This window comes from Streptomyces vinaceus (assembly GCF_008704935.1).
GTDB classification, from domain to species: domain Bacteria; phylum Actinomycetota; class Actinomycetes; order Streptomycetales; family Streptomycetaceae; genus Streptomyces; species Streptomyces vinaceus.
Map to the genome: position 1 here is coordinate 3,576,659 of NZ_CP023692.1, position 15,482 is coordinate 3,592,140.

Sequence of the window (15,482 nt, forward strand, 5' to 3'; positions counted from 1 at the left end):
ACCCCGGCGCGGCGACTCCCCGGAGCGCGGGGGAGCCGGCGCCCCCGGAGCGCGGGGGCCGGCGGCCGCCCTTCTATGCGGCGAGGAGTTCCAGGACGGCCCGTACGGCGTCGAGGACGGGCTGGCCGAGCGCGCCGGCCGTGGCGGCGATGCCCGCGACGGCCATCAGGGCCCGGTGCCGCTCCTCCGGCGGAACCGCGTCGGAGTCGGCCGCCAGGGCCGGGAGCGCGTCGTCGAGGGACCGCGCGGTCAGCGGGGACACCTGCTCGCGCAGCTCCGCCAGCAGGACGACCAGCTCGCGGACGGCTTCCGCCAGGGCCGGATCGGCCGGGCGGACGGACGCGGGATCCGGGCCGTGGTTGACCATGCCGGTGTTGTGCGTGCCGCCGTGCATGTTGACGGTCCGGCCGAAGTAGTAGCTGTCCCCGCTCATGCGGATGTCATCCCCACGTTGTTGGAGCCGCCGTACATGTTCACGGCGTCGCCGAAGTAGTAGTTCCTCGGGTTGCTGATCGTCAGCCTCTCCACTCGGACGCGGAGTTCGGCGTCAGGGTTCTCGATCGCATGGGCGATCTGCTGGACGAGCCGGTTCAGGTGGCCGCTCTCCCCGGTGACCAGTGCGGTCGACTGCCCGTTCGACTCGACGGCCAGCACGAAAGGGGAGGGCGCGGTCAGTACCCGCAGCCAGTCCACGATGAAATAGAGCAGTCCGGCCGCGACGGCGAACCAGACGAACCGCGTCAAGCTTTCGAGGGTCTCGCGCTCCCGGCTGAAGATGTTCGCCGTACCCGCCAACAGCGTGAACCCCAGACCGGTCAGCAACGCGACCGCCGAGCGCTTCAGGAAGGCCAGCGTGGCTTCCTTGCGGCGCGGATGCAGGACGAACGTGTAGACGCGGGCCACGTTCTGGAGCGGGTAGACCGCCCCGCCCACCCACAACAGCCGTCTGGTGACGGTCAGATCCAGACTGGCCGGCAGCCCGGCCGAGGTCATCGGAGGCGGCCCCGGCGGTTGCTGCGGGACCGGCGGCGCGGACTGTGGCGGCGAGGCCGGCGGCCGGTGCCATGGCCTCTGCGGCTGCTGAGGCGCAGGTGGCTCTGTCGCTTCCATACATCCCCCTGAGATGGAACCGCATCGGAACGGAGCCCCATGAGAGCCTTCGCCGCGCGGGCCCCGCAAGGGGAGTTCCGGCCGTGCGCCGGGCGGTCTTCTACAGTGAAGGGATGGGCTTTGATCCGTGGGACGCCGCGTTCGTCGCCGATCCTTACCCCGCCTACCGCGAGCTGCGGGAGCAGGGACGGGCACTGTGGTGGGAGGCCACCGGGCAGTGGCTCGTACCGCACTACGCCGACGTGAGCGCGCTGCTGCGCGACCGCCGGCTCGGCCGGACCTACCTGCACCGCTTCTCGCACGAGGAGTTCGGCCGCCAGGCCCCGCCCCCGGGGCACGAGCCCTTCCACGTCCTCAACGACAACGGCCTGCTGGACCTGGAGGATCCCGCCCACGCCCGCGTACGGCGGCTGGTGTCCAAGGCGTTCACCCCGCGCACCGTGGAACAGCTGGCGCCCGCCGTGGACCGGATGGCCCGGGAGCTGGTCGGGCAACTCCTCGCCGACGGGGGCGGGGACCTGCTCACCGTCGTCGCCGAGCCGCTGCCCGTGGCGGTGATCGCCGAGCTGCTCGGGGTCCCGGAGTCGGACCGGGCCCTGCTGCGCCCCTGGTCGGCCGACATCTGCGGGATGTACGAGCTCCGCCCGGACGAGGAGACCGCGCGGCGGGCGGTCCGGGCGAGCGTGGAGTTCAGCGCCTACCTGCGCGAGCTGATCGCGGAGCGGCGCAAGGAGCCCGGCGAGGATTTGATCTCCGGTCTGATCGCCGCCCACGATGACGAGGGACGGCTCAGCGAGCAGGAGATGATCTCCACCTGCGTCCTCCTGCTCAACGCGGGCCACGAGGCCACCGTGAACACCACCGTCAACGGCTGGTGGGCCCTCTTCCGCCACCCCGAGCAGCTCGCTTCGCTGAATTCCGAAAAGTTGTCCACAGCTGTGGATGAACTGATGCGCTACGACACACCCCTCCAGCTGTTCGAGCGCTGGGTGCTCGACGACATCCGGGTCGGCGACACCCTCATCCCGCGCGGAGCCGAGGTCGCGCTGCTCTTCGGGTCCGCGAACCGGGACCCCGCCCGGTTCGAGCGGCCCGACGTCCTGGACCTCGTACGGGCCGACAATCCGCACCTCAGCTTCGGCGCGGGGATCCACTACTGCCTGGGCGCTCCGCTCGCGCGGCGGGAGCTGACCGCCTCCTTCGGCGCGCTGCTGGCAGACGGAGTCCCGCCCCTGAAGCTCGTACGGGAGCCTCGGTGGCGGGACGGGTACGTCATCCGCGGTCTGGACGAACTGCTCGTGGAGTTCTGACCGTTCGGGGCGTGGACTACGCGGCCAGGTCTCGGCGGCGCAGTGCCGTCAGGCCGGCCGCCAGCAGGCCCGCCGCCAGCGCGGTCAGCACCAGCAGCGGGGCCCAGGGCGGGGCCTCGGCACCCGGCAGCTTGGGCAGGTGGGCGAAGGGAGAGAGGTTCAGGACGGCCTGCGGGAGGTTCAGCGCCGGGCCGATCCACCCCAGCGTCAGGGCGCCCCCGGCCACCGCCCAGGCGGCCACCGCGTACCGCGGGGCGGCGCCGTACAGGAGGGCCGCGAGGGCCCCGATCACCCAAACCGCCGGGAGCTGCGCGAGCGTCGCGCCCACCGCCGCCCCCACCCCCTCGCCGTGCCCGATCCCCAGGCCCAGACCGGCCAGCAGCAGGATCAGCGCAGAGCCGCCGAATGCCACCGCCAGATGGCCGCCGGCCCAGCGCAGCCGGCCGACCGCGTTCGCGAGCAGCGGCTCGGCGCGCTGCCCCGACTCCTCGCCGCTCAGCCGCAGCACCGCCGAGACGATGTACAGGGCGGCGATCATGCCGAGCATCCCGGCCATCGTCGCGAGGAAGGCGTCCGCGATCCCGCTCCGCCCGCCCATCCGCTCGATGATCTCGCGGGTCCGCTCGTTGTCGCCGACCAGCTGCGTGGCCCCGTCCGTCATCGCGCCGAAGACCACCCCGGCCGCCAGGAACGCCAGGCTCCACCCGAGCAGGCCGCCCCGCTGGAGCCGCCAGGCCAGCGCCCCCGCGCTGCCGAGCCGGCCCTGCGCGGGACCCGGCCGGGCCGGCAGGAAGCCCATGCCCACGTCGCGCCGCCCGGCCAGCGCGTACGCCGCCGCGACCTGCACCGCCACGGCCGCCGCGAACAGGCCGAACACCCACCGGCGTTCGCCCGCGAAGGCCCGTACGTGCTCAAGCCAGCCCAGCGGCGACACCCACGTCATCGCGCTCGCTCCCCCGGCGCTCCCGGCGTCCCCGGCGGCGCGCAGCACGAAGGCCGCGCCGATCAGTGCGCCCGCGAGCCCCTTCGCGAGCCGGGCGCTCTCGGTGAGCTGCGCCGCGACGGCGGCCAGGGCCGCGAAGAGCGTTCCGGTGGCGCCGATGCCGAGCCCGAGGGCCGCCGCGCCGCCCGCCCCGCGCCCGGCGAGCCCGGCCGTCACCAGGAGCGCGGCCAGGCCGTTGGCCAGCAGGGCCGCGAGCAGGGCGGCCGTCAGCGGCGCCCGGCGGCCCACCATGGCGGCGGAGAGCATCTCCTGACGGCCCGTCTCCTCCTCTTCCCGGGTGTGCCGGACCACGATGACCAGGCTCATGATCCCTGCGAGCACCCCGGCGAAGATCCCGCCGCGCCACGCGGTCAGGGCGCCGATGGAGTCACCGAAGGCCGGCCCGTACAGGGCGCGCAGCGAGCCGTTCGCGTCCATCGTCGCGAGCAGCCGGGCCCGCTCGGCGGCGCTCCCGTACACCGACTCCAGCGAGGCGGGCAGGCTGAGCACCAGCGTTGTCACGACCATGATCCAGACCGGCATCATCACGCGGTCGCGGCGCAGCGCGAGGCGCAGCAGCGTCCCGGTGCCGGCCAGTTGGTTCCTCATCGCGACACGCCCGCCTTCACGTCGCCGCCGACGCCACCCCCGTGGACGTCGTCCGCGTAGTGCCGCAGGAAGAGCTCCTCCAGCGTGGGCGGCGTCGAGGTCAGCGACCGCACCCCCGAGTCGGCGAGCGAGCGCAGTACGGCGTCCAGCTTGTCCGTGTCGGCCTGGAGGCGGATCTTCAGCCCCCGCACCTCCACGTCGTGCACGCCGGGCAGGTGCGCGATCCCGTTCGGCGGGCCGGCGAGCTCGGCGCTGATCGACGTACGCGTCAGGTGGCGCAGGTCGGCCAGCGTGCCCGTCTCCACCGTGCGGCCCTTGCGGATGATGCTGACCCGGTCGCAGAGGGTCTCAACCTCGCTCAGGATGTGCGAACTGAGCAGCACGGTCCGCCCGGCGGCGCGCGCCTCGGCGACGCAGCCCTGGAAGACCCCCTCCATCAGCGGGTCCAGTCCGGAGGTGGGCTCGTCGAGGATGAGCAGCTCGGCGTCGGAGGAGAAGGCGGCGACGAGCGCGACCTTCTGCCAGTTGCCCTTGGAGTACGTCCGCCCCTTCTTGGTGGGGTCCAGCTCGAACCGCTCGATCAGCTCGGCGCGCCGGGCCCGGTCCAGGCCTCCGCGCAGCCGCCCGTAGAGGTCGATGACCTCGCCGCCGGAGAGGTTGCGCCACAGGGTGACGTCGCCGGGGACGTAGGCGACGCGGCGGTGCAGTTCCACGGCGTCGGCCCAGGGGTCGCCGCCGAGCAGCTCGGCGGTTCCGGAGTCGGCGCGCAGCAGGCCCAGCAGGACGCGGATGGCGGTCGACTTGCCGGAGCCGTTGGGGCCGAGGAAGCCGTGGACCTCGCCGGTGGCGACCGAGAGGTCGAGACCGTCCAGTGCGCGGGTGCGGCCGAACGCCTTGTGGAGTCCGGCGACCCTGATTGCCTTCGTCATGATTCTGAACGTACGCTACTTTCACAAACTTGTGAAGCTCGGGAAACATATAAAGTCGGGAGGGTGGCGGACGACATGAACACGCAGGCACCTGACGTACGGAGCGACGAGGCGGCGGTCTCCCGCTTCGTGGAGCGCTTCGCAGCGCAGCTGACCGAGGCGGGGATGCAGCGGATGGCCTCGCGGGTCTTCGCGCAGCTGCTCGCGAGCGACAGCGGGTCGATGACCTCGGCGGAGCTGAGCGAGGCGCTCCAGATCAGCCCGGCGGCGGTGTCGGGGGCCGTGGCCTACCTGACGCAGGTGACCATGGTCAGCCGGGAGCGGGAGCCGGGCTCCCGCCGGGACCGCTACGTCCTGCACAACGAGCTCTGGTACGAGACCTTCACCCGGCGCGACCAGGTGCTGGCCCTCTTCGAGAAGACCCTGCGCGACGGCGCGGCCGGGGTCGGCACGGACACCCCGGCGGGCACGCGCATGGCGGAGACGGCCGCGTTCTTCGCGTTCCTGCAGGGCGAGATGCACGCGATGATGGACCGCTGGCGGGCCCACCGCGCCACCCTGGACCTGCCGAACCCGTAGCCCGCACCGCCGCCCGTCCCACCCGCCCGCACCGGCTCCCGGCAGCCCGGCGAGCCGCTGCCCCCGCCGAGCCGCCACCTCGCCGAGCCGCTACCCCCGCGGCAGCGTCAGCGACCACGCCCCCGGCCGGAGCGTCCACGTACGGCGCCGGACCGGGCCCGCCACCAGCGAGTCCGCCCGGTAGCGGAAGTCCGGGCCCGACACCGTCACCGAGGCCGCCCGCACCCGCAGCGAGGAGCCGCCCGCCAGCCGCAGCGTCACCTCCGCCACCCCGCCGGAGGACGGCACCGCCGCCATCCGCAGGTCCTCCACCACCCGGTCCACGTCCACCAGCAGCTGACCGTCCGCCTCCACCCGCAGCCGGTGCCCCACCCTGGGCCCCGCCGGGACCAGCGTGCGCACCAGCGAGCGGTACGCGCTCCACACCGACGGCCCCGAGGGCCTCGCCGCCGCCCGGACGGGCGGAATCCGCAGGTCCCCGAGGACCACCCCGTCGCTGTCGTCCACCAGCAGGTCCCGCGTCCGTACGGCCCCGTCCAGCACCGCCCGCGCCGCCGCCACCGCCGACAGCGGGACACCCAGCGAGCGCGCCAGTCCCAGCGACCCCACCTGCCCCACCGGAATCAGCGAAACGGCGCCGCTCCCGAGCCCGCGCTCCCGGTGCAGCAGCCCCACGGCCCGGACCAGCGCCCGGTCGTCGCCCACGATCACCGGCTGACGATGACCCCGGCGGGCGAGGGCCCGCGCAAACTCCTCCTGCGAGTCCGGGAGGCAGATTTTCGCCGCGGCTCCCGCCGACAGAACATCCTTCGCGATCCGCACGGACTCGCCGTCAAGACGGCGGGCGACCGGGTCGACGAGCACGAGCAGGCCGCCTACCGGCGCGCCCGCATGGCTCATGGTGGGCTCTGGAGCCGACACCTCGGTCCTTCCTCGGGTAGCATCTTTGTGCAAGAGGCCCTTGCGCTATTGCGCCAGGGCCTTCGTCTATTCCGGGGTACCGGTCCGACGGCTCAGCCTGCGGTGTACATCGTCGTACGCCCCCTGACCTTGGACATGCCCCATCCGGAAGAGGTGTACGCCTGTGCCCGCTCTTGTGCTGCTCGGAGCTCAGTGGGGTGACGAGGGCAAGGGAAAGGCCACCGACCTGCTCGGTGGATCCGTTGACTATGTGGTGCGCTACCAGGGTGGCAACAACGCCGGCCACACGGTCGTCGTAGGCGACCAGAAGTACGCGCTGCACCTTCTCCCTTCCGGCATCCTCTCCCCCGGATGCACCCCGGTCATCGGCAACGGCGTCGTCGTCGACCCGGCCGTCCTGCTCTCCGAGCTGCGCGGCCTGAACGAGCGCGGCATCGACACCTCCAAGCTGCTCATCAGCGGCAACGCGCACCTGATCACGCCGTACAACGTCACCCTCGACAAGGTCGGCGAGCGCTTCCTCGGCAAGCGCAAGATCGGTACGACCGGCCGCGGCATCGGCCCGACGTACGCGGACAAGATCAACCGCATCGGCATCCGCGTCCAGGACCTGTACGACGAGTCGATCCTCACCCAGAAGGTCGAAGCGGCGCTGGAGGGCAAGAACCAGCTCCTCGCGAAGCTGTACAACCGCCGCGCGATCGACGTCGCCCAGATCGTCGAGGAGATGCTCCAGTACGCGGAGCAGATCAAGCCGTACGTCGCCGACACCACCCTGATCCTCAACAACGCGCTCGACGAGGACAAGGTCGTGCTCTTCGAGGGCGGCCAGGGCACCCTGCTCGACGTCGACCACGGCACCTACCCCTTCGTCACCTCCTCGAACCCGACTGCGGGCGGCGCCTGCACCGGCACCGGCGTGGGCCCGACGAAGATCAGCCGCGTCATCGGCATCCTGAAGGCGTACACGACCCGCGTCGGCGCCGGCCCGTTCCCGACCGAGCTCTTCGACCAGGACGGCGAGGACCTGCGCCGCATCGGCGGCGAGCGCGGCGTCACCACCGGCCGCGACCGCCGCTGCGGCTGGTTCGACGCGCCGATCGCCCGTTACGCCACCCGCGTGAACGGTCTGACGGACTTCTTCCTCACCAAGCTGGACGTGCTGACCGGCTGGGAGCAGATCCCGGTCTGCGTCGCGTACGAGATCGACGGCAAGCGCGTCGAGGAGCTCCCTTACTCGCAGACGGACTTCCACCACGCGAAGCCGATCTACGAAAACCTGCCCGGCTGGTCCGAGGACATCACCAAGGCCAAGACGTTCTCGGACCTCCCGAAGAACGCCCAGGCGTACGTGAAGGCCCTGGAGGAGATGTCGGGCGCCCCGATCTCCGCGATCGGCGTCGGCCCCGGCCGCACCGAGACGATCGAGATCAACTCGTTCCTCTAGGACCCACCGCGCGAAAGGGGCGGTGCGCCGCGCGGCGCACCGCCCCTTTCGCGTGCCCGGACCGGCGCCCCGGACCAACGGCGGCGGGCAGGGCCCTACCAGGCGAGCTGCGAGATCTCCTCGGCCACCACCGCGCAGGCGTCGGCCGCGGGGTCGATGAGCGGGAAGTGACCGACCCCGTCCAGCAGGGTCAGGCCCACGGTCTCCCCGGCTTTGGCGGCCGCGGCCACGTAGGACTCCGCCACCGAGGCCGGGACCACGATGTCCTCCCGGCCGTGGACCACGGCCGTCGCGATCCCGGTCGGCAGCAGCGCCGCCGGGTCCGCGAACGGCAGGCGCCGCGCCCACTGTCCGGCGCCGCCCAGCAGCTGCGCGGACGCGCCCCCGCACACGCCCAGCTCCTGCGCGGCCTCGAAGTCCGCGATGGGGGCCAGCGCCACCACGCCGCGCAGCGCCGGCGGCGCGGGCAGCCGCCAGGCGGCCGGGGACCCGGGCGGCAGGACGTGCCGGGCCGAGGCCCACAGCGCGAGGTGGCCGCCGGCGGAGTGGCCGGTGAGGACGGTACGGCGCGGGTCGGCCTGGGGGAGGTGGGCGGCGGCGAGCCCCGGGAGGGCGTCCATCGCGGCCGCGACGTCGTCGAAGGTCTCGGGCCAGCGGCCGGCCACATGGCCCTCGGCGCTCTGGTGCGGCAGGGAACTACCGCGCCGGTACTCGACGTTGGCGACGGCGAAACCCCGGCGGGCCAGGAAGTCCGCGAGCGGGGTGACGTGGTGGCGGTCGTACGGGGCCCGCCAGGCGCCGCCGTGCAGGAGCGCGACCAGCGGGGCCGCGCCCGCGGCGGCCTCCCCGCGCGGCGCGTAGAAGTCGATCACCTGGTCGGGATGGTCCCCGTACGCCCCGGTCGCGTCCGGGGCGACCGGCGGATGGGCGAAGGCCGAGGCGGCCTCGGCGGCGTCCCGTTCGACTGCGGGGTCCGTCATCGGCTCGACCTCTCGGTAACGCGTGGGACTGGTGTTCCGGCAGAGCGGGACCGTATCAGGCCGGAACAGGAGCGTCGGCGGGGGGCGCGGAGCCATGGCCGGGATGTGCGGGGGCGGACGGAGCCGAAGCCCCGCCCGCCCGTTGCCGTGACGTTTCGCCCCTACATCACCCGAAAATGTGACCCAGTGTCCGGGCCGCACGCTCCGCGTCGGCGAATCCGACGTAGAGCGGGGTGAAACCGAAGCGCAGGACGTCGGGGGCGCGGAAGTCCCCGATGACACCGCGGGAGATCAGGTCGTCCATGACCGCGCGGGCGTCCTCGGTGCGCAGCGAGACCTGGCTGCCGCGCTGCTCGTGCTCGGCCGGGGTGACCGACTCGACCTTGCCGGCCGGGACGTACGCGGCCACGCACTCCAGGAAGAAGTCGGTCAGGGCGAGGGACTTGGCCCGTACGGCTTCCACCGAGACCCCGTCCCAGGCGTCGAGCGCCGCTTCCAGGGCCAGCATGGACAGGATGTCCGGGGTGCCGACCCGGCCGCGGACCGCGCCGGCCGCCGGGGTGTAGTCCGGGGTCATGGCGAAGGGCTCCGCGTGACCGTTCCAGCCGGGCAGCGGGGAGTCGAAGGCCCCCTGGTGGCGTGCGGCGATGTAGAGGTACGCCGGGGAACCGGGGCCGCCGTTCAGGTACTTGTACGTACAGCCGACCGCGAGGTCGACGCCGTGCTCGTCGAGGCCGACGGGCAGGGCGCCGGCCGAGTGGCACAGGTCCCACACGGTCACGGCCCCGGCGGCGCGGGCCGCCGCGGTGAGGGCCGGCAGGTCGTGGAGGCGGCCGCCGCGGTAGTCGACGTGGTTGAGGAGGACGACGGCGGTGTCCTCGTCCATCGCCGCGGCCGCGCCGGAGGGGTCGACCGGTACGACGGTCAGGCCGGTCATCCGGGCGGCGGACTCGGCGATGTAGCCGTCGGTGGGGAAGGTGGAGGCGTCGACCAGCATCCGCGTGCGGCCCGGGCGGGCCAGGCGGGCCGCACCGACCAGGGCCTTGAACAGGTTGACGCTGGTGGAGTCGCCGACGACCGTCTGGCCGGGGGCGGCGCCGATGAGCGGGGACAGCTTGTCGCCGATCCGCTCGGGGGCGGTCCACCAGGTCCCGCTGGACCAGGACTGGATGAGCTCCGTGCCCCACTCGTGGGTGATGACCTGGGCGATGCGGGCCGCGACGCCGGTGGGCAGCGCTCCCAGGGAGTTGCCGTCCAGGTAGACGACCCCGTCGGGGAGGGTGAAGCGGTCGCGGAGCTTGCCGAGTTCGTCGGCGGTGTCCAGGGCCGCGGCGCGGGCCGCGAGGTCCGATGGGTGGTTCGCCGCGAGGTTCGCCGGGCGGTTCTCCACGTGGTTCGCGTTCGCGTCAGACATGGCTGCGCGCCGTCCAGAGCTCCGGGAACACGTTCTTCGTGGCGCGCTTCTCCAGCCAGGTCACGCCGGCCGAGCCGCCCGTGCCGGTCTTGGCGCCCATCGCGCGGCGGGTGGCGACCAGGTGGTCGTTGCGCCAGCGCCAGACGAGCTCCGCGACGTCCGTGAGGACCTCGCCGAGTCGGTGCAGGTCGTGCTGGGCTTCGGGGTCCTCGTACAGGGAGGTCCAGACGGCCTCGACCTCGGGCGAGGGCTCGTACCGCCGGGAGAGGTCGCGCTCCAGGACGGCCTCGGGGACGGGCAGGCCGCGGCGGGCCAGCAGGCGCAGGACCTCGTCGTACAGGCTGGGCTCCTGGAGGGCCTTCTCCAGCTCCGCGTGGACGCGCGGGGCGCCGCGGTGCGGGACGAGCATCGAGGCCGACTTCTCGCCGAGCAGGAACTCCATGCGGCGGTACATCGCCGACTGGAAGCCCGAGCCCTCGCCGAGGGCGGCGCGGTAGGCGTTGAACTGGCCCGGGGTGAGCTGGGCGAGCGGGCGCCAGGAGGCGTTGAGGGCCTCCAGTTCGCGCAGGGACCGCTTCAGCGCATCCATCGCGACGGGGATGCTGTCCTCGCGGAGGGCCTTCGCGGCCGTCTCCCATTCGTGGACGATGACCGTGAACCACAACTCCATGACCTGGGTCGTCACCAGGAAGACCATCTCGCCCGGGTCGTCCGAGCGCAGGTGCTGGAGGTGGGTGAGGACGTCCGCCTGGACGTAGTCCTCGTACGGGGTCGTGCCGGCGAAGTCGAGGTTCGGGGTGTCCGAACCGGCTCCGGAGGCATCAAGGGTGTTCGACATCGCTGTCTCCTCGACACGTGCTTCCGGGTAGCGGTCCGCCCCTTCCGATGGGTGAGTGGAGCCCCGGTCCCCTGCTCGCATCATAGGACCGGTTGCCGGGCTCCCTCTATTGGGGTGTGACCGGCGTCACAGGTGTTTTTCGGACAGTACGGCATGCCGGGGCCCCGCGCACGGGGCCCCGGCCGTCCGGATGGCTCAGGCGCCGAGCACGTCGGCGGCCGTCTCGGAGGAGTCGCGCAGGAAGGTCGAGCAGCGCTCGTACTCCTCCTTCTCGCCGATCGCCCCGGCCGCGCGGGAGAGGGCGTACAGGGCGCGCAGGAAGCCGCGGTTCGGCTCGTGCTCCCACGGCACCGGGCCGTGGCCCTTCCAGCCCGCGCGACGCAGGGCGTCGAGACCGCGGTGATAGCCCGTACGGGCGTACGCGTACGACTCGACGGTGCGGCCGGCGTCGAACGCCTCGTCGGCGAGGACCGCCCAGGCGAGGGAGGAGGTCGGGTGCGCGGCGGCCACCTCGACGGCGGGGGTACCCGCGGCGATGGCCTCGCGGCCGGGCTCGTCGGGGAGGTGGGTGGGGGCGGGGCCCCCGAGCAGGTTCTGGTGAATGGACATGCCCCAAGTCTGGGGTATCGGGCTCCCCTCACGTCGAAGGGCCCGGTCCGCCGTCGCGAGACGGCGTACCGGGCCCTTCGGTTCGCACGGGGTGGCGGGTGCTACTTCAGCTTCGTGCCCGTCGAACGCAGGTTCGCGCACGCCTCGGTGACGCGCTTGGCCATGCTCGCCTCGGCGAGCTTGCCCCAGGTGCGCGGGTCGTAGGTCGACTTCTTGCCGACCTCGCCGTCGACCTTCAGGACACCGTCGTAGTTGCGGAACATGTGGTCCGCGACCGGGCGGGTGAAGGCGTACTGGGTGTCGGTGTCGAGGTTCATCTTCACGACGCCGTTCTCCAGCGCGGTGGCGATCTCCTGCTCGGAGGAGCCGGAGCCGCCGTGGAAGACGAAGTCGAACGGGCTGGTCTTGCCGTACTTCTCGCCGACGCCCTGCTGAAGGTCCTTCAGCAGCTCGGGACGCAGGACGACGTTGCCCGGCTTGTAGACGCCGTGCACGTTGCCGAAGGAGGCGGCCAGCAGGTAGCGGCCCTTCTCGCCCAGGCCCAGGGCCTCGGCGGTACGGATCGCGTCGTCGACGGTCGTGTACAGCTCGTCGTTGATCTCGTGGGTGACGCCGTCCTCCTCGCCGCCGGTCGGGGTGATCTCGACCTCAAGGATGATCTTCGCGGCGGCGGCCTTGGCGAGCAGCTCCTGGCCGATGGCCAGGTTGTCGGCCAGGGTCTCGGCGGAGCCGTCCCACATGTGCGACTGGAAGAGCGGGTTCAGACCACGGGCCACGCGCTCGGCGGAGACCTCAAGGAGGGGGCGGACGTAGCCGTCCAGCTTGTCCTTGGGGCAGTGGTCCGTGTGCAGCGCGACGGTGACGTCGTACTTCGCGGCGACGATGTGCGCGAACTCGGCCAGGGCGACGGCGCCGGTGACCATGTCCTTCTTGTACTGGCCACCCAGGAACTCCGCACCACCGGTGGAGATCTGGATGATGCCGTCGCTCTCGGCCTCCGCGAAGCCGCGCAGTGCAGCGTGCAGGGTCTGGGTCGAGGTCACGTTGATCGCCGGGTAGGCAAACTTGCCTGCCTTCGCCCGGTCGAGCATCTCGTTGTAGACCTCGGGGGTTGCGATGGGCATCTGTCCGCTCCTTGGATGTGCGGGGAGTGTGCGATTGCTGGCCCTGACCTGGGGGCGACGTAACCGTCGGGCTCATCTTTCCAGACTCAGCGCGACACTCCACCCGTGCCGGGTGGACCGTTTCACGTGAAACATTCCGCCCGGCCGGGAAAGAGCAGGTCAGGACCTGTGCCAGGAGTGCCGGGGACCTAAGTCACCAGTTCTCCGGGGGTCAGCATGCGAGACCGAACAAGATCAAATACGACCGGGCGGGATCGGCCCCGGCGCACGATCGTCCGGCTGCGGGATCAGCCCAGGTCGAGATCGGCCAGCCGGTAGCCGGTGAGGTACGGCAGGCCCGCCTCGGCGATGGCGTCCGCGGCGCCGCGGTCCACGATCGTGGCGACGGCGACGACCTCGCCGCCGGCCTCGCGGACGGCCTCGACGGCGGTCAGCGGGGAGCCGCCGGTGGTCGAGGTGTCCTCGACCACCAGGCAGCGCTTGCCCTTCACGTCGGTGCCCTCGATACGGCGCTGCATGCCGTGGGCCTTCTGCGCCTTGCGGACGACGAACGCGTCGAGGCGGCCGCCGCGGGCGGCGGAGGCGTGGAGCATCGAGGTCGCGACCGGGTCGGCGCCCAGCGTCAGACCGCCGACGCAGTCGAACTCCAGGTCCGCGGTGAGGTCGAGCATGACCTGACCGACCATCGGGGCGGCCTCGCCGTCCAGGGTGATGCGGCGGAGGTCGATGTAGTAGTCGGCCTCCTTGCCGGAGGAGAGGATCACCTTGCCGTGCACGACGGCCTTGTCCTTGATCTGCTGCAGAAGCGCATCACGTACGTCAGTCATGACCCCGAGCTTAATTGCGCGCTACGCGAGCCGGCGCCAGGTCCACGTCGTGGAGATCTCCAGCGGGTCGACCGGCGTGACCAGGCGCGGGAGGCTGTTCAGGCCGTTCGGCGGACCGGACTGGGGCTCCACGCAGATGGCTTCGGGCTGCTCGTCGTAGATGACCACCCACTCCTCGCGGCTGCGGACCGTGAGCTCCAGCACGCCGGGCCAGGTGAGGGTGACGTCCACACCGTTCGGCATGCCGAAGCAGTCGTCCCAGGGGCCGGGCTTCGGCTCGACGCGGTGCCCGGTGGGGATGTGGTCGGCGTCCCGCTCCTCCTGCCACTCGGCCTGGAAGTCGAGCCGGGCGTCCTCGCCCGTACCGAGGTTGCGGCGGAACCAGGGGTGCCAGCCGGCCTGGGCCGGGAAGGAGTCGCCGTACGTCTCGACGCCCATGGAGAGCGTCAGGCTCTCGGCGGTCAGCTCGACCGTCTGCGTGACCCGCCCGGCCCAGGGCCACGGGTCGGTGAGGTCGTGGACGAACGCCGCGTCGCCGTCACCGTGGCGGACCTTGCGCCACGGGTGATCGCGGCCGAAGCCGTGGATGGCGTGCGGGGGGTGGTTGAGCGGGAGCTGGTGGAGGACGCCGCCGTCCCGGAACCGCCCGTTCGCGGTCCGCCCGCACCACGGCACCATGGGGAAGGCGCCGAAGTGCTCCCCCTGGCGCAGCAGCTCCGTGCCGTCGATGCGCAGGCTGCTGATCCGGCAGCCGTTCTCCTGGTCGACGGTCACCTCGGCGCCGCCCGCGCTCAGTTGCGTACTCATGTGCCCGACTCTAACGACGGGTCAGCGGCGGCGGCGCAGGGCTCGGCCGACGACGACCGCCGAGGCCAGCGCGAGGGCGGCGGCCGGGGCGATCCAGCGCAGGCTCGCGCCGGCGCCGGAGGACGTGGGGGCCGGGACCGGGGCGTACCGGCCGCGCGGGGGCGCGTGGTCGACCTCCTCCGCGCTGCGGCCGATCATGGTACGGCGGGCGTGGGCCGCCTCGGCGGGAGGCTGTGCGGCGGCGGCGAACTCGTCGACGTCCCCGATGTCGCCGATCTCCCCGATCCGGTCGAGCTCGGGGAGGCCCTCGAAGTCCCCGTCCATGAAGGGCTCCAGGGACGGGGGCGGCACCTCCGTGTCGAAGACGGACGCCGTCACCTCGTCGGTGACCCCGTCGTCCTCCCCGTCCTGACCGTCCCGACCGTCCCGACCGTCCCGACCGGCCTCGGCCTCCGCGGCTTCCTCGGCCTCCTCCGCCTCCGCGATGACGTCGGTCACCGGCTCCCCCGCCGCGACGGCCAGCGCCACGAGCTGCTCGGCGGCCCGGTCCAGGAGCCGGCGCACGGCGGCGGCGGTGGCCTCCGGCGGGAAGGCGGCGGCGCGCCCGTCGGCGCTGCCCTCGGCGGTGAACTCCAGCCGGGTCCCGTCGCCGGCCGGGGTCAGCAGCAGTCCGAGGGCCAGCTTGACGGCGCCGCTGCCCCGGATCTCCGTGCCCTCGCCGGTCACGGTGAAGCGGCCTCGATCCCGCTCGGCGACGGTCAGGGCGCCGCGGTAGGTGACGGTGTGCCCGCCGACCCGGAGTTTGAGGCGGCCCGACACGGGCCCGGACGCCGCGTCGGCGTCCTGCTGGAGACCGGGTACGCAGCGGGCCACCCGGGCGGGATCGCGCAGCACGGCGCGGAGGTCGTCTGCCGGTACCGGAACGAACACCTGATGCTCCATGTGGTCGAGCCTACCGAGGGGAGGCCCCTTCGTACCCGGTCCGGCGCTCACGAA

The 15,482-nt window shown here is 72.6% G+C and carries 16 protein-coding genes; 3 read left to right on the forward strand and 13 right to left on the reverse strand.

Going from position 1 to position 15,482, the window contains the following annotated elements; all coding sequences use genetic code 11:
- Positions 1 to 73: 73 nt before the first annotated feature.
- Both CP980_RS15955 and CP980_RS15960 read right to left on the reverse strand, forming a co-directional pair.
- Positions 74 to 433 carry a hypothetical protein gene (locus tag CP980_RS15955; protein ID WP_132758354.1) on the reverse strand — a complete coding sequence of 120 codons (360 nt, stop codon included), beginning with the start codon at positions 431 to 433 and terminating at the stop codon, positions 74 to 76.
- Complete coding sequence (locus CP980_RS15960) at positions 430 to 993, reverse strand: DUF6232 family protein (protein ID WP_150528440.1); 564 nt, start codon at positions 991 to 993, stop codon at positions 430 to 432. The genes CP980_RS15955 and CP980_RS15960 overlap by 4 nt, the downstream gene beginning before the upstream one ends.
- A gap of 230 nt (positions 994 to 1,223) precedes the next feature.
- Between CP980_RS15960 and CP980_RS15965 the strand changes: the two genes are divergently transcribed.
- Positions 1,224 to 2,420 (forward strand): cytochrome P450, encoded by a 1,197-nt coding sequence (locus CP980_RS15965; protein WP_150528441.1) that lies wholly within the window; start codon positions 1,224 to 1,226, stop codon positions 2,418 to 2,420.
- A 16-nt stretch (positions 2,421 to 2,436) separates the two neighbouring features.
- Here the strand turns inward: CP980_RS15965 and CP980_RS15970 are convergent, their stop codons facing one another.
- Positions 2,437 to 4,011, reverse strand: a complete 1,575-nt coding sequence (locus tag CP980_RS15970) for an ABC transporter permease (protein ID WP_150528442.1) — start codon at positions 4,009 to 4,011, stop codon at positions 2,437 to 2,439.
- Positions 4,008 to 4,940: an ABC transporter ATP-binding protein gene (locus CP980_RS15975; protein ID WP_150528443.1), complete on the reverse strand. Its 933-nt coding sequence runs from the start codon at positions 4,938 to 4,940 to the stop codon at positions 4,008 to 4,010. Before CP980_RS15975 ends, CP980_RS15970 begins: the two co-directional genes overlap by 4 nt.
- A 75-nt stretch (positions 4,941 to 5,015) precedes the next feature.
- Here CP980_RS15975 and CP980_RS15980 point away from each other — a divergent pair, with 75 nt between their 5' ends.
- Positions 5,016 to 5,519 (forward strand): GbsR/MarR family transcriptional regulator, encoded by a 504-nt coding sequence (locus tag CP980_RS15980; RefSeq protein WP_099895471.1) that lies wholly within the window; start codon positions 5,016 to 5,018, stop codon positions 5,517 to 5,519.
- A gap of 90 nt (positions 5,520 to 5,609) precedes the next feature.
- Here CP980_RS15980 and CP980_RS15985 read toward each other — a convergent pair whose 3' ends face one another.
- Positions 5,610 to 6,419, reverse strand: a complete 810-nt coding sequence (locus CP980_RS15985; RefSeq protein WP_132758585.1) for a diacylglycerol kinase catalytic domain-containing protein — start codon at positions 6,417 to 6,419, stop codon at positions 5,610 to 5,612.
- A gap of 184 nt (positions 6,420 to 6,603) precedes the next feature.
- On the opposite strand from CP980_RS15985, the gene CP980_RS15990 reads away from it, so the two are divergent.
- Complete coding sequence (locus CP980_RS15990) at positions 6,604 to 7,887, forward strand: adenylosuccinate synthase (protein WP_099890334.1); 1,284 nt, start codon at positions 6,604 to 6,606, stop codon at positions 7,885 to 7,887.
- A 95-nt stretch (positions 7,888 to 7,982) separates the two neighbouring features.
- Here CP980_RS15990 and CP980_RS15995 read toward each other — a convergent pair whose 3' ends face one another.
- The 8 genes from CP980_RS15995 to CP980_RS16030 form a co-directional block, all read right to left on the reverse strand.
- Complete coding sequence (locus CP980_RS15995) at positions 7,983 to 8,867, reverse strand: alpha/beta hydrolase family protein (protein ID WP_150528444.1); 885 nt, start codon at positions 8,865 to 8,867, stop codon at positions 7,983 to 7,985.
- A 166-nt stretch (positions 8,868 to 9,033) separates the two neighbouring features.
- Positions 9,034 to 10,281 carry a kynureninase gene (gene kynU / locus CP980_RS16000; RefSeq protein ID WP_150528445.1) on the reverse strand — a complete coding sequence of 416 codons (1,248 nt, stop codon included), beginning with the start codon at positions 10,279 to 10,281 and terminating at the stop codon, positions 9,034 to 9,036.
- Positions 10,274 to 11,119, reverse strand: a complete 846-nt coding sequence (locus CP980_RS16005; protein WP_099890339.1) for a tryptophan 2,3-dioxygenase family protein — start codon at positions 11,117 to 11,119, stop codon at positions 10,274 to 10,276. The genes kynU and CP980_RS16005 overlap by 8 nt, the downstream gene beginning before the upstream one ends.
- Positions 11,120 to 11,314: 195 nt before the next feature.
- Positions 11,315 to 11,728 carry a DUF3151 domain-containing protein gene (locus tag CP980_RS16010; protein WP_099890341.1) on the reverse strand — a complete coding sequence of 138 codons (414 nt, stop codon included), beginning with the start codon at positions 11,726 to 11,728 and terminating at the stop codon, positions 11,315 to 11,317.
- A 101-nt stretch (positions 11,729 to 11,829) separates the two neighbouring features.
- Positions 11,830 to 12,852, reverse strand: coding sequence for a class II fructose-bisphosphate aldolase (gene fbaA / locus CP980_RS16015; RefSeq protein ID WP_030152875.1), 1,023 nt, complete (start codon positions 12,850 to 12,852; stop codon positions 11,830 to 11,832).
- A gap of 287 nt (positions 12,853 to 13,139) precedes the next feature.
- On the reverse strand, positions 13,140 to 13,679 hold the full coding sequence (gene pyrE / locus CP980_RS16020; protein ID WP_099890343.1) for an orotate phosphoribosyltransferase: 540 nt from the start codon (positions 13,677 to 13,679) through the stop codon (positions 13,140 to 13,142).
- A gap of 21 nt (positions 13,680 to 13,700) precedes the next feature.
- On the reverse strand, positions 13,701 to 14,486 hold the full coding sequence (locus tag CP980_RS16025) for an aldose epimerase family protein (RefSeq protein WP_132758342.1): 786 nt from the start codon (positions 14,484 to 14,486) through the stop codon (positions 13,701 to 13,703).
- A 21-nt stretch (positions 14,487 to 14,507) separates the two neighbouring features.
- A complete protein-coding gene (locus CP980_RS16030; RefSeq protein WP_150528446.1) occupies positions 14,508 to 15,428 on the reverse strand; it encodes an SRPBCC family protein in 921 nt (306 codons plus the stop codon).
- Positions 15,429 to 15,482: the final 54 nt, after the last annotated feature.